12 protein-coding genes are annotated in these 13,789 nt (G+C 61.8%); 6 read left to right on the top strand and 6 right to left on the bottom strand.

All coding sequences use genetic code 11. The features are described from left to right. Positions 1 to 58 precede the first annotated feature (58 nt). The 3 genes from AZSI13_RS11300 to AZSI13_RS11295 all read left to right on the top strand — a co-directional run bounded on the left by AZSI13_RS11300 (position 59) and on the right by AZSI13_RS11295 (position 5,587). On the top strand, positions 59 to 3,820 hold the full coding sequence (locus AZSI13_RS11300) for a hypothetical protein (RefSeq protein WP_109041262.1): 3,762 nt from the start codon (positions 59 to 61) through the stop codon (positions 3,818 to 3,820). 154 nt (positions 3,821 to 3,974) lie between these two features. Next, the gene (locus AZSI13_RS17305) at positions 3,975 to 4,514 is read left to right on the top strand and encodes a hypothetical protein (RefSeq protein ID WP_133247308.1); all 540 of its coding nucleotides are present in this window, start codon (positions 3,975 to 3,977) and stop codon (positions 4,512 to 4,514) included. Between the two features lie 272 nt (positions 4,515 to 4,786). After that, positions 4,787 to 5,587 carry a DMT family transporter gene (locus AZSI13_RS11295; RefSeq protein WP_235609740.1) on the top strand — a complete coding sequence of 267 codons (801 nt, stop codon included), beginning with the start codon at positions 4,787 to 4,789 and terminating at the stop codon, positions 5,585 to 5,587. Here AZSI13_RS11295 and AZSI13_RS11290 read toward each other — a convergent pair. From AZSI13_RS11290 to AZSI13_RS11280, 3 genes are read right to left on the bottom strand one after another with little or no spacing between them, the layout of a single operon-like run. Then, positions 5,584 to 6,369 carry an alpha/beta fold hydrolase gene (locus tag AZSI13_RS11290; RefSeq protein ID WP_109041261.1) on the bottom strand — a complete coding sequence of 262 codons (786 nt, stop codon included), beginning with the start codon at positions 6,367 to 6,369 and terminating at the stop codon, positions 5,584 to 5,586. The two genes, AZSI13_RS11295 and AZSI13_RS11290, sit on opposite strands and share 4 nt — an antisense overlap. Before the next feature lie 10 nt (positions 6,370 to 6,379). After that, a complete protein-coding gene (locus AZSI13_RS11285) occupies positions 6,380 to 7,681 on the bottom strand; it encodes an O-acetylhomoserine aminocarboxypropyltransferase (protein WP_109041260.1) in 1,302 nt (433 codons plus the stop codon). Positions 7,682 to 7,713: 32 nt separating this feature from the next. Beyond that, positions 7,714 to 7,926, bottom strand: a complete 213-nt coding sequence (locus AZSI13_RS11280) for a YdcH family protein (protein ID WP_109041259.1) — start codon at positions 7,924 to 7,926, stop codon at positions 7,714 to 7,716. A 161-nt stretch (positions 7,927 to 8,087) separates the two neighbouring features. Here AZSI13_RS11280 and AZSI13_RS11275 point away from each other — a divergent pair, with 161 nt between their 5' ends. Further along, positions 8,088 to 8,408 (top strand): hypothetical protein, encoded by a 321-nt coding sequence (locus AZSI13_RS11275; RefSeq protein WP_109041258.1) that lies wholly within the window; start codon positions 8,088 to 8,090, stop codon positions 8,406 to 8,408. 93 nt (positions 8,409 to 8,501) lie between these two features. Here AZSI13_RS11275 and AZSI13_RS11270 read toward each other — a convergent pair whose 3' ends face one another. Genes AZSI13_RS11270 through AZSI13_RS11260 form a run of 3 tightly spaced genes read right to left on the bottom strand, consistent with a single transcriptional unit; the run spans position 8,502 to position 11,590 of the window. Beyond that, the gene (locus AZSI13_RS11270) at positions 8,502 to 9,041 is read right to left on the bottom strand and encodes a hypothetical protein (protein WP_109041257.1); all 540 of its coding nucleotides are present in this window, start codon (positions 9,039 to 9,041) and stop codon (positions 8,502 to 8,504) included. After that, entirely contained in the window at positions 9,038 to 9,757 is a 720-nt protein-coding gene (locus AZSI13_RS11265; protein WP_109041256.1) for an OmpA family protein, read from the bottom strand. Before AZSI13_RS11265 ends, AZSI13_RS11270 begins: the two co-directional genes overlap by 4 nt. A gap of 15 nt (positions 9,758 to 9,772) precedes the next feature. Continuing rightward, a complete protein-coding gene (locus AZSI13_RS11260; protein ID WP_109041255.1) occupies positions 9,773 to 11,590 on the bottom strand; it encodes a hypothetical protein in 1,818 nt (605 codons plus the stop codon). A gap of 211 nt (positions 11,591 to 11,801) precedes the next feature. Here AZSI13_RS11260 and typA point away from each other — a divergent pair, with 211 nt between their 5' ends. Both typA and AZSI13_RS17590 read left to right on the top strand, forming a co-directional pair. Beyond that, positions 11,802 to 13,616 carry a translational GTPase TypA gene (gene typA, locus AZSI13_RS11255; RefSeq protein ID WP_109041254.1) on the top strand — a complete coding sequence of 605 codons (1,815 nt, stop codon included), beginning with the start codon at positions 11,802 to 11,804 and terminating at the stop codon, positions 13,614 to 13,616. A 5-nt stretch (positions 13,617 to 13,621) separates the two neighbouring features. Beyond that, complete coding sequence (locus AZSI13_RS17590; RefSeq protein ID WP_165833472.1) at positions 13,622 to 13,780, top strand: hypothetical protein; 159 nt, start codon at positions 13,622 to 13,624, stop codon at positions 13,778 to 13,780. Positions 13,781 to 13,789: the final 9 nt, after the last annotated feature.

Here is a 13,789-nt window from a genome sequence, read left to right as displayed (position 1 = left end):
TCGCGAACTCATAAAAAATGACGTAAGCACGGACTGCTGCGTGATCGGAGGGGCAAGCATGCAATGGATCGACGAAAAAGCTCTTGAGGCCTGGGCTGGCCGATTGAATGCCCGAGAGATGCTGATGGCCATGCTCGCGGATCTCATTCGGATGACTATTGACGATGCGACACGGTTCCGCTTCCCGAGCGGCGAAGTCAGCCAGTTACGTGGCTGGGATGGCGATTTGGAGACGGATGAGGCCAAGGGATTCGTTCCGGAGGGCAAGTCTAAGTGGGAGTTTGGAACCGGCCCTGGAGAGAAAAAAGCGACATCTGATTACGTGAAGCGGACCAACCAGACGCCCGATGACGAGATGGCTGAGAACACCTTGGTTCTGGTCAATCTCGGGTGCTGGGATACGCCGACGAAAAAAATCCCTGAATGGGAAGATGACCGCCGCAAAGAGCGAAAGTGGAAAGACGTTAAATACCTTGATGGCGTATCGCTCGTTCAATGGCTAAAAGACCATCCTGCGATTGCTGCTCGATACGCCCGAAATGTGCTCGGGACGGCACCCAAAGACGGCGCCTTGAGTACAGACGAATACTGGGAGGAATTCAGTACGCAGTTCAAGCCGCCGCTCAGTGAGAAACTAGTCATTGCCGATCGGCAGCGAGAGGCCGAGGAGTTGCTCAGCAAGCTGTGCGGACAAGCCGAGTCCTTCATGATCGGCGCCGAAACTTCTGAGGAAGTCATCGCGTTCGCGGTAGCGACAATCCGAACTGCAACGCCTGCCGTGCGCCAATCACTTGAGTCCAGAACTTTGATTGTCCGCACAGAGGCGGCGGCTCGATTCTTTGCGATGCACACCGGCCTGGTCTTCATCACAGTTGGCGCCGCCGAAACCCTGGCCGGCACGCTTGGCAAAAAATGCCCCACGCTATCGGCCGCGACGGGTGCTCAGGCCAAGCGTGGTTCCTTGCTGAAGAGGCCAACAGCGTCAGGCATGGTGGACGGGTTCATTGAGATGGGACTTGACCACGGCCAAGGGTACGAGCTTGCGCATCGATGCGGGCGCAGCTTGACCATCCTAAAGCGATTGATCAACAACACGCCAGCTACTGACCCGCCTTGGTTGCAGCATGTGTCTGTGCTTAAGCCAGCCTTCCTCGCCGGGGGATGGTCGAGCGATCTGGAGACCGACTGCAACATTTTGAAGGAACTGGGGGGCTACCACGCCTATGGGATGTTGGAAGGCATCCTAATGCCAACGCTCAGTTTGGCTGATCGCCCAGTGGACAAGGAGGCTGATGTTTGGCAGGTGCGTGCACCGGTCGATGCTTTCTACTTCTATGGCAGTCAGCTGACCGACGCCGACCTCACGCGGCTGCGAGACGCCATCGTCAAGGTGTTTGGCAAACAGCCAGAGCAGCCGTCGCGAGATCAAAAGTTCAACCTGGCCAAGGTAGCGCACGCCGACTACAGTAGATGGCTGCGCGATGGGCTTGCGTTGACGCTCCTCATCATCGCGTCAATGCATGAGGTTGCCGGTCTGCATGTCAAAGGCAAGACGCCTCAGCAGTATGTCGACGACGTAATCAACGCACTGCCAGATTGGAGCAAATCGCATCACTCAATACTGCGCCTCGGCGATCAGACTGCACTGCTCGCGGAGGCCGCGCCCAACCCTTTTTTGAAGGCCCTCGAGTCTATGCTCGAGGGCGTTCCTGAACAGATTGCTCAGATCTTCGAGACGGAGCGCAACCGCTTCTTCGGCCCGTCGAGTCCACATGTGCATTTCCTTTGGGCGCTAGAGTCGATTGCGTGGGACCCGAGGTACCTCAACCGCGCTGCGGTCGTGCTTGCCAAGCTCGGCCAGCTGGATCCGGAGCCAGATTCGAACCACGTCAACCGGCCAATCAACAGCTTGCGCGACATCCTGTTAGGCTGGTCGCCCAACACCTATGCGTTGCAGCCGCAGCGGATTGCATGCCTCGATGCAGTCCTTAAGGCGTGTCCAGACGTCGGCTGGCAACTGCTCAAGAAGCTCCTTCCGTGCAGTCACGCTATCAGCTCGCCCACGCAACATCCAAAACTTCGTGACTTCGCTCCAGAAAAACCAGAAGAAATCACCTTTGGTTCGGTGTGGGATTTTGAGACCGCCGTCGTTGATCGAGCGCTTGTAGCGGCTGGCGATAACGAGGCACGCCTTGGCGTTTTCATCGAATCATTGGGGCAACTTCAAGCGCCTAATCGTGCAAAAGTACTCGCTCGCGTCGATAGCTACCTGGCCACTCATCAAGTGGACGAAGGATGCACAATCTGGCACAAGTTAAAAGATGAGTCGGCTCGCAACGAGTATTTTGGAGACTCAGACTGGGCACTGAGCAATAACGATCTGGCCGCAGTGAAAGAGGTGGTCGAACGTCATCGCCCTACCGACCCCCTCGTATCTGACCGCCATGCGTTTGATGACTGGACACCGCATATTGGCAAGTACAAGGGAGACTCCGAGGACTTTGAGGACCCAACTGACCTGCGCAAGGAAATCCTGCAGCGTGTCCTTGACCGCGATGGGGCGCCGGGCGTTCTGAGGCTTGCGAGGATGGTGAAATTGCCAGAGCTGCTGGGCCAAGTGCTGGGTCACAGCCACCTATCTATCACGCTTGAGCAAATGTTTGAGTTGATGCAAGGAGCACTCGATCCTGCCGCACCACCGAGTCTTTCGTATTACGTATCGGCAGCTGGTGTGGGCAAGTTCGGTGACCAATGGGAAGGCGCATTCAAGGGCCGGTTTTTGGCGCAAGTTACGGACGCCGCCGCAAAAGCCAAACTTTTGCTCGGTTGGCCAGCCACCCCTACCACTTGGTCTTATGTCGAAGGCCTTGGCAGCGAGGTACGGGACCAGTACTGGCGCCACGTGGGCTTGCTGCCGATACAGGCTTCGCTCGATGACCTGCTGTACGCAATTGACCAGTTCCGAACCGTTGGGAGGGACATCGACGTCCTAGGCTTGATGCACTCACGTGCCAAAGACTTGTCGTCGAGCCTGCTGGTGGACCTACTTACGAAAGGTGTCAGCCAAGTTGATAACGGCTTCAAGCGCTTTGGCAACATGCTTTCCTACTACGTAGCGAAGGCGCTCAAAGAAGTGCGCACGCGTAGCGATATCGACAAATTGGAGGTCGGGAGGTTGGAATACGCCTACCTGCCATTACTTCGTCATGAGAGTGAGCCGCTGACCATCTTCAACCTTTTGGCTTCCGATCCCGAGATGTTCATCGACGTGCTGTCACACGTATTCAGAGGCAAGAATACGCCGCCTGAACAAACCATCACAGCCGAGATGAAGACGCGGGCAAATATTTCATACGACTTGCTCTCGGCGTTCAAGACAGTGCCTGGCCTGCATGACGGAAAAATTGATGCTCAAATACTGTCCGAATGGGTTGCCACGGTTCGAACGCTAGCAGCTAAAAAGGGCCTCGATGATATCGGTGATCAGCGCATTGGCTACATTCTCGCTCATGCTCCGCAAGACGCCAGCGAGCCATTTTGGCCGCCATCAGCAGTGTGCCAAGTGATCGATGAGGTGGCTGCGGAGCATGTCGAACGCGGGTTCGCAATCGAGTGCTTTAACAAACGCGGCGTTTATAGCAAAGGCATCAACGAGGATGGAAGGCAAGAACGCGAGTTTGCGACTTGCTACAAGGACTGGGCAGATGCGACATGGATGTATCCGCGGACGTCGGCGATGTTGATGGCCATCTCTGATGACTGGATCCGCCGTGCAGATCACGAAGACGTCAGAGCTGAACAGGGGAAGATGAAGATGTAGCTCCCCGAAATCCATTGCTGCCTTGAATATCCCTCACCGGTGCAGTCTCAATCCTGTGTATTTATAAATGTTACGCCGCACCTGAAAATATCGAAGAGGTAAGAAAGTGCCTACTTTTTATCATGTTGACATGTTAGGCAGGCTGGCGCCTGGAATGACTATTGATTTAAGTCCTGAAGCACCATCCCTCTTCGGTCGGATCTATCTCCAGCAATTTAAGGCGGCCGGCGTTGTCGAGGCACTTGAAAAAGGGGAAGAATCACCAAAGAAGCTGATGCTACTCCGTGACTGTGCCTACAGGGAGTATTACCTTGAACTCTTTCGGAGGCACAACCCTCGACTCAAGGATTTACCAATCGTATCAAGACTCTCAGCATTTTTTGCAGTCAAGAGCATCGAAGATGCGCATCGCTACATCGAGCGATTTGGGTTCAAAGGGCATCCTGCAATTTACTCCGTCGATTGTGATGGCGAGCCTCCTTGTCTGGATATGACATGGCTTGATCAACAGTTTCCTAAGCGTGCTGATGCATTTATGTATTACTACGAGAGCTACTGGAAAGGCGCACTCATTGGTCAGGACCCGCATTTGTCTTCTCACGAAAAGCGGGGATCGCTGATCGAAGTTCTGATCACATCGAAAGTCACTATCGGTGCTCCAATGAATCACTACGCATCACCGTCCGAGGTCTAGTTGACTTGAACCTCTGCTTCGCAGCACTGCACTGCAAGTGCTGAACGGCAGTTAAGCGCAACGTTGCTGACTATTTCAGCACATCTGGCCATCGGCTGTTTTGGCCGATTAGCACTCAGTTAATCTGCGCCATGTACGGCCGCTTCGTCCAGTGCCCATCTGTCTTGATGAACCGATCTCAGCTTGGTACGAAGTGCGAAAGCTTACTTCTCTGGCGGCGATCATTGGAATGAGTGGAAGGTTTACGATCGGAACACGTGGCGGTTTTGGGATTGGAATCACTGGCGCTTTTCATCGGAATACACATCCTGCGTTTCGCCCTGGCCGGCAGCCTCATGGCGGCCTTCCTGTGCCTGATAGGCCGCCCATGGCCTGCACCGCGCCTTTGGCCGGGGCTGCTGGCCATGGGGGGAATCGCCTACGTCGGCCAGTCCTACTGCTATTTCGCGGCCCTGCATCATGCCTCCGCCGGGTTGACGGCCCTGTTGCTGTATCTCTATCCGGTTCTGGTGACGTTGCTGGCAGCGGTCTTGGGCCGTCAGGCCCTGAACCGGCGCAAGGTCCTGGCCGTCGTCATGGCCTGTTGTGGCACCTTGCTGACCATTGGTGGGCAACTCTCGGGCTCTCCCCTGGGCATTGCTCTGGGCCTGGGCTCCGCCCTCATCTATTCCTGCTACATCCTGGTTGGGGAACGACTGACTGCCCAGGCCGGGCCTCTGGCGGCTTCCACGGTCATCATGCTGGCGGCCGCGGTGGTCTACGGCGTGCTGGCGATAGGGCGGGATTCCCCGTGGCCAGCCTCCGCTACGGGGTGGGGGGCGGTATTCGGGATCGTGCTGCTATCCACCATACTCGGCATGGTGGGCTTCTTTGCCGGCATGGCGCGCCTGGGGGCGGCGGATGCAGCGACGCTTTCCACCCTGGAGCCGGTGGTGACGGTGCTGCTGGCAGCGATGTTCTTGGGGGAAGGTCTGGGGTTGTCGCAGGTGGCGGGGGGCGCCCTGATCCTCACGGCCGTGTTGCTGCTGGCTCGGGAGGGAGCGCCCCCGCAAGGGCGGAGGGATTCCGCCTAGAGCAGGAAAGCCCGCAGGGCGTCCAGCACCCGGTCCGGCTGTTCGGCCATCATGGCGTGGCCGGCACCGTCGATCTCGGCCTTGCGCACGTCTTTCAACGCTTTGGCCAGGTCCCCAGCGGCCCGGGGCGGGGTCATCAGGTCCCGCTTGGCGATCACCAGCAGGGCCGGGCATTGCACCTGGGCGGCGGCTTCCAGACCGGTCTGGTAGTCGTTGCAGTTGGACAGGTCGATGAACAGGGAGCCAGGCTTGGCACGGCGCATCAGGGCCAGGCTGGCCCCGGGCTGCCAGGCGCCGGGAACGGTGTTGCCGCCCAGGCCCAGGGCATTGGACCACTGGTTGATCATGCGGTAGGCCTTTTCCGGCTTGTCTTTGGCGGCGGCCAAGAGCTGGTCGGAGACGGCCATGGGGACGGCGCTGCCGAGCAGGGCGATCTTGACGATGCGGCTGGGATGGCGGGCGGCGGCTTCCAGGGCAGCCAGGGAGCCCATGGAGTGGCCGGCCAGAACGGCTTTTTCCACGCCGGCGGCATTCAGCAGATCGGCCACCCAGTCGGCCAGGGCACCGATGGAAGCCAGGGGCTCGCCGCCGGAGCGGCCGTGGCCGGGCAGGTCCACCGCCAGCACGCTGTAGCCGTGGTTGGCGAAATAGCGGCTCTGCAGGCCCCACACCGTGTGGTCGTTGGCGGCGCCGTGGAGGAAGACCAGGGCGGGCTTTTGCGGGTCGAAGGTCTTGCCGCCGGTGTAGGCGTAGATCTTGGTGTCGCGGACGATCAGTTCCATGGCCCCCTCCTTACGCCGCAGCCTTGACCGCAGCGGCCAGGCCCCGGGACAGGTCTTCGATGAGGTCGTCCGCATCTTCCAGGCCCACCGAGAGGCGGATGGTGCCGGCACCGATGCCGGCCGCCAGCAGGGCCTCGTCGGACATGCGGAAGTGGGTGGTGGAGGCCGGGTGGATCACCAGGGACTTGGCATCGCCCACGTTGGCCAGGTGGGAGAAGAGCTTCAGGGTCTCGATGAATTTCTTGCCGGCGGGGCGGCCGCCCTTGACGCTGAAACTGAAGACGGAGCCACAGCCCTTGGGCAGCAGCTTCTGGGCCAGGGCATGGTCCGGGTGGCTTTCCAGGCCCGGGTAGGCGACGCTTCCCACCGCCTCGTGGGCGGCGAGGAAATCCACCAGCTTGCGGGCGTTTTCCACATGGCGGGCCATGCGCAGGGGCAGGGTTTCCACGCCCTGGAGAATCTGGAAGGCATTCATCGGGCTCATGCAGGCGCCGAAGTCCCGCAGGCCCTCGCGTCGGGCCCGCAGCAGGAAGGCGGCGACGGTGGATTCCTCGGCGAAGTCCATGCCGTGGAAGCCGTCGTAGGGCTCGGTCAGGGTGGGGAATTTACCCGAGGCTTCCCAATCGAAATTGCCCGAATCCACCAGCACGCCGCCGACGGCGGTGCCATGGCCGCAGAGGAACTTGGTGGCGGAGTGGAAGACCAGGTCGGCGCCGTGCTCGAAGGGCTTCAACAGATAGGGGCTGGTGAAGGTGGAGTCCACCAGCAGGGGCAGGCCGTGTTCGTGGGCCAGGGCGGAAATGCGGGGAATGTCCAGCACATCCAGGCCCGGGTTGCCCAGGGTTTCGCCGAAGAGCAGGCGGGTGTTGGGGCGGATGGCGGCGCGCCAGGCGTCCACGTCCCGGGTGGGAACGAAGGTGGTCTCGATGCCGAAGCGGCGCAGGGTGTAGTCCAGCAGGTTGTGGCTGCCGCCGTAGAGGGCGCCGGAGGCAACGATATGGCTGCCGGCCCCCATCAGGGTGGCCACGGCCAGGTGCATGGCGGCCTGGCCGCTGGCGGTGGCGATGGCGCCGACGCCGCCTTCCAGGGCGGCAACGCGCTCCTCCAGCACCGATACGGTGGGGTTGGAGATGCGCGAATAGACGTGGCCGGCCCGTTCCATGTTGAAGAGGGCGGCGGCCTGGTCGGAATCCTTGAAGACGAAGGAGGTGGAAAGATAGATCGGGGTGGCGCGGGCGCCGTATTGCGGGTCGGGTACCTGGCCGGCGTGCAGGGCCAGGGTGTCGAGGGTGTAGCCGTCCTTACCGGCCATGGGCGTTCTCCTGAAAGTCTCTTTTTATGGGCTTAGGCCGGCATGTCCGGCACCAGCATGCCTTCGAGCAGCTTGATGCGGTCTTTGACCTGGAGTTTGCGCTTCTTCAGCCTGCGCACCAGCAGCTGGTCCGGTGGCGGGTTGGCGATGAGGTGTTCGATGACCAGGTCCAGATCCCGGTGTTCCACTTCCAGTTCATGGAGCCGGCCGCGGATGATGCCGGCTTCGTCGTCGGTAAGTGTCATGGAATTTCCACGGGTTCACGCGCGATTGCTGGCGCCGATTCAAGGTTCACCGCCGGCCTGGCCGACGGAAGCGAAGATGCATTGTGGACCATTCCACAGCGTACGGAAATGGGCATAGAATAGTGCGGACAATTCTAACCTTAACCCAATGGAGGAGATCCATGTCCCACACCGTCATTGTCGCTTTCGGCAAAGGCAAGGAGTACGAATTCAAGTTCACCCAGGGGGATCTGGGAGGCCAGACCGCCGAAGAGGCCCGTCGCTGGTTTGACAAGGAATTCGTCAGCCTGGAATGTGAGCCCTCCAACCCGGTGGGCAAGGTGTTGATCATCGACAAGGTGCTCAACGTCGCCAAGTATGGCGGCGAGGCCCGTTTCGCCGAAGCTGGCGGCTGGGCCAAGGATTTCACCCGCAATGCCGCCCTGGCCCTGGGCCGGGATACCATCCGCGTTGATCTGGCGGATTTCGTCATCGGCTATTGAGCCTGCAGGCGGGTTGGGGCGGTCCGGCACGACGCAACTAACCGCAAGAGCGAGCAGCAACGAACAACGGCGCACTACGGTGCGCCGTTTTTATTACGCCGAATCCGCGGGATGGCTGATGGCGACTTCTGCCGCCAGGGTTCGAGTCCATTCCAGGGGTGGCAGGGATTGGGCCACGGCCTGCCGGTGGACCTGGAGAAAATCGGCCAGGGCGGCAGGTCCGGCGGCCTGGGGCGTTTCACAACTGCGATAGGCCGCCAGCAGACCGCGATAGCACTGGCGGAAGCGGCGCAGCTGGGGCAGCCAGACAGCGACCTGTCGCAGCAATTGGGCCAGCAGGCGTGGATCATCCAGCAGGCGGCGGCCATCCCAGGCATTGGGCCGGTTGGCGGCGTGGCAGAGATACTTGAGGTCGATGAAGCGGAGGGGCTGGCCGCTGCGGAAGGCCAGCTGGGCCCGGGCGGAGCGGGGAGAGGCGGCCAGGGCGCCACTGTCGCCAAAGGCCAGGCGCAGGCGCTGCAGCGGGTTGCTCAAGGGGGTGTGGTGGCCGTTTCCTTCCACCAGGGCGGGCTGGGCGGCATGGCAGGCCAGTTGCCGCGCCAGTTCCTCCAGATCACTGCCGGTGGGCTTCATGGGGTATCCAGGGGACAGCGGCTGTCGTTTTCCTGGGGCCGTGGGGCTACGGTGTCAGGCCGTTCCCCCAGTTCGCGGAATTCCAGGCGCAGTTCAATGCGGCGACTTTCCTCCGGGCTGCTTTTCTGGAAATTGAAGGAGGAGCCGCCTACCAGGAAAAGCTCTCGCACTGCCCGCCGGTCGGCCTCGCTGAGGGCGTCCGCCTGGTCGGTCGGGCCGGCGAGGAGGGCGCAGAGCACCCGCTCCGAGCGTTGCAGGCTGAGGTGCAGGTTGTAGAGATAGCCGCCCCGGGCGTCGGCAAAGCCTTCCACCACGATCTGCTTCAGCCATTTTCCCGCCAGAGGGTCCCGGGTCAGTTCCAGGATGCGGGGCACCAGCTGGCGCAGCAGGCGCGCCTGCTCGGCGTTGAGCTTGTGGCTGTTGGTGTCGAAACGGGCCCGGTCGCCGAAATCCACCGACTGGCCCCGCAGGGTGACACCGGGAAATTCCCGGGTGAGTTGCCGTACCCGTTGCAACACGGCCTGGATGTCGGTTTCCCGCTGGCTCTTTTCTTCCTCTGCGGAAGAAATTTCGTGGGTCACCGTCAGCAGAGCCACGGTCATGGCCACCAGGAACAGCACCATGAGGCCCGACATGAGATCGGAAAATGAAATCCAGAAGGGCTTTTCCCCATCATCCCGCCGGGGGCGGCGTCTGGAGGGCAGGAGTCCGTTCATGGCGTGCTGCGTCCGTTACGCTTTGGCATCGGCCAGCACGTCCCCCAGGTGCTCGATGGCATCCTTGAGATAGGCCACGGCTTCGGCCACTTCCTGCTGGAACTGCCGGTTGCCTTCCTTGAGGGAGTGGGAGAGGTGCTCCGTGAAGGCGCCGTGGGCTTCACCCAGGACCCGGCTGACGCCCTGCAGATACGTGTCGGCGCGGTGCTCGGCCCGGGCCAGGGCCTGGGCGGCACTCTCCAGGCGGGTCACCACATCCACATTGAGGGCGGCCTCCTGCCGGGCCTGGGCGACAGTTTCCTGCAGCTGATGCAGCAGGGTCTGCAGGCTGCCGCCCAGGTGCTGCTGCTGTTGCAGCAGGGCTGCATTACCCGAACCGGCCTCGGCCAGTGCTCCAGCGGCCTGCTGGATGCTGCGGCCGGCCTCGAGGACGGATTGGGCCAGATGACCCAGATCCCGGCCCGTGGCGGCAAAGCCGCCACAAGCCAGTTGCACGGCTTCGGCGCTGGCGGTGAGCTGGCTGGCGGCCTGACCACCACTGCGGGCGAAGGTGGCGACGCAGCTTTCCAGGGTCGCCGCTGCCTGGCGCAATTCGCCGGTAACGCCCTGGAGTTGCCCGGCGACTTTGCCCATGAGCAGGTCCGTTTGGGCCCCCAGGCGTTCCTGTTGGAGTTGCTGGCCATCGGCCAGGTCGGCCATTTGCTGCTGCAATTGTTGGTTCAGCTGGCCAGAAAGTTGGCCGAGGGAGCGTTCAAGGCTGGCCTCCAGGCGCCGGCTGCCTTCCTGGAACCCCTGGGCTGCTGCTTCCAGTCCAGCCAGAAGGCGGGCCTGACGCCCTTCGGCTTCCTGCTCCTGGCGCTCGAAACGGCTGCCGAGTTGCTGGGTGGCCTGATCCAGTCGGGCGCCCAGGGCCTCGGCCACGGCATCTCCCTGGCGGGCCTCCAGCCGCTCCAGCGCCTGGGCCAGACGCTCCAGGGGGTCCCGGATGCTCTGGCCGACGGCATTGGCCAGGCTAGAGGACATGGCTTCCAGATGGCGCTGGCCCGCCTGCTGCTGCTGTTCGGCCATGGCTCCCAGGGCCTGGCGCAGTTCAGCCACCATGGCCTGGCGCAACTGTGCCGCTTGTTGGGCGGCCTGCTTGGCCGAGCCTTCGCCAGCCTCCACAAGGCGGGCCAGATATTCCTCGCCAATGCCGGTATCGAACAGGCTGTCGATGAGCTGGTTGAGCCGCTCGACCTGGCGGTAACGGGCCACCACCAGGGATTTCTCCACCCAGGTCAGGAGCATGGCCAGGCCGATGGCCACGGCGGAAATCTTGAAGGCGTGGCCGACGCCCTGGATCAGTTCCTTCAAACTGCCCCGTACCACGTCCGTGCTGGCTGATACCTCGAAGTGGGTAAGGCCGACGATGAGGCCGGAGAAGGTACCGAGAATGCCGATGCCGGTAAGGATGCCCGGCAGGTGCTTGTAGAACTCGGCCCGCATGGGGGTATCCACCAGGGCCTGCTCGGTGAGGAAATTCTCTGCCAGGGCCGTGGCGCGCCAGCGGGGGCCGGCCTCGGTGCGGGTGGGGTGCAGTGTCTGCGCATATTCCCGCCACAGGTGGGCCAGGGGCGGGGCGTTCATGATGTCCCGGCCGATGGCCTGGGGGTCGGCCATGCCGCCTTCGGCCCGCAGGGCCTCCAGGCGCAGGATGGTGCTGCGGAAGAGTCGCCCCAGGCGCCAGGCCGGGAAGACAAAACGCAGCAGGAAGCCGGCACAGATCGCCGCCAGCAGCACGGCAATGGCCAGGGTGTGCCCGGGCAATTCGGCGAACAGGGAAGGGGCGGACATCGGGCTCGGCGGCAGTCAGGGAGGGAAGGGCCGCATTCTAGCAGCCCGGGCGGAGGGTGCAGGGGCGTGCGGCGAAGCGCGTCCGTCACGCCCCCATATTGCACTGCAAAAACAATGGTCTGTTTGTGATAGAATGGCGGCCTTCAAAAAAGGGTCGTTCGTCAACGGCCCTCTTTTTTTCCCCGACATTCATCTTTTACAGCGAATTCCCATGTCCCGTCCCATCCGCAACATCGCCATCATCGCCCACGTGGACCACGGCAAGACCACCCTCGTGGACCAGCTCCTCCGCCAATCCGGCACCTTCCGTGACAACCAGCAGGTGGACGAGCGGGTGATGGACTCCAACGACCTGGAAAAGGAACGGGGCATCACCATTCTGGCCAAGAACACCGCCATTGATTACGAAGGCACCCACATCAACATCGTGGACACCCCGGGGCACGCCGACTTCGGCGGCGAAGTGGAACGGGTGCTGGGCATGGTGGATGGCGTGCTGCTGCTGGTGGATGCGGTGGAAGGCCCCATGCCGCAAACCCGCTTCGTGACCAAGAAAGCCCTGGCCCTGGGCCTGCGCCCCATCGTCGTGATCAACAAGGTGGACCGTCCCGGTGCCCGTCCTGACTGGGTGGTGGATCAGACCTTCGATCTGTTCGACAAGCTGGGTGCTACCGACGAGCAACTGGACTTCCCCATCATCTACGCTTCCGGCCTGAACGGTTTTGCCAAGCTGAAGCTGGAAGAAGAATCCAGCGACATGCGTCCCCTGTTCGAGACCGTGCTGTCTCACGTGCCGACTCCCTCCGGCAGCCCTGATGCTCCCCTGCAATTGCAGATCGCCGCTCTGGACTACTCCACCTACACCGGCCGCCTTGGCGTTGGTCGCGTGCTCAATGGTCGCATCAAGCCCGGCCAGGCCGTGGCGGTGATGAACCACGAAGACCAGGTGGCCTCCGGTCGCATCAACCAGGTGCTGGGCTTCCAGGGCCTGGATCGGGTGCCGGTGGAGCAGGCCGAAGCCGGCGACATCATCATCATCTCCGGCATCGAAGATATCGGCATCGGCCTGACCATCTCCGACAAGGACAACCCCATCGGCCTGCCCATGCTGACCGTGGATGAGCCCACCCTGACCATGGACTTCATGGTGAACTCTTCCCCCCTGGCCGGTACCGAAGGCAAGTTCGTCACCAGCCGCCAGATCCGTGACCGCCTGACCAAGGAACTGCTGACCAACGTCGCGCTGCGCGTTGAAGACACCGGCGACTCCGACGTCTTCCGCGTTTCTGGCCGTGGCGAACTGCACCTCACCATCCTGCTTGAAAACATGCGCCGCGAAGGCTTTGAGATCGCCGTGGCCAAGCCCCGTGTGGTGTTCAAGGACATCGACGGCGAGAAGTGCGAGCCCTACGAAAACCTGACCATCGACCTGGAAGACGAAAACCAGGGCGCCGTCATGGAAGAACTGGGCCGTCGTCGTGGCGAACTGACCAACATGGAATCCGATGGCAACGGCCGTACCCGCCTGGAGTACCACATCCCGGCCCGCGGCCTGATCGGCTTCCAGTCCGACTTCCTCACCATGACCCGCGGTTCCGGTCTGATGAGCCACATTTTCGACGACTACAAGCCCGTCAAGCCCGACCTGCCCGGCCGCCACAACGGCGTGCTGGTCTCCCAGGAAAACGGCGAAGCCGTGGCTTACGCCCTGTGGAACCTGGAAGACCGTGGCCGCATGTTCGTCAGCCCCGGCGACAAGCTGTACGAAGGCATGATCATCGGCATCCACAGCCGGGAAAACGACTTGGTGGTTAACCCCATCAAGGGCAAGAAGCTGACCAACGTGCGCGCTTCCGGTACCGACGAAGCCGTGCGTCTGACCACCCCGATCAAGCTGACCCTGGAATCCGCCGTCGAATTCATCGACGATGATGAACTGGTGGAAATTACCCCCAAGTCCATTCGTATCCGCAAACGTCACCTCTCCGAAAACGACCGCAAGCGCGCGGCCCGTACCGAAGTCTGAGTGTCATGCTGAATCGCTGCCTGCCCTGTCGTGCGTTCCTCGCCCGGCACCGGCGGGCGGTGCGCTGGGCGGCCTTCACGGCCGCCCTTTGTCTTTTCTTCTTCTGGCTCGGCACCGTCGCCAAGCCTGTCACCGCCAGCGGCTTCTGCCGCGTCTATTTCTAGCCCCTATCT

The organism is Azospira sp. I13 (assembly GCF_003112695.1).
In the GTDB taxonomy this organism is placed as follows: domain Bacteria; phylum Pseudomonadota; class Gammaproteobacteria; order Burkholderiales; family Rhodocyclaceae; genus Azospira.
This window is presented reverse-complemented; position numbering and strand designations above follow the sequence as displayed.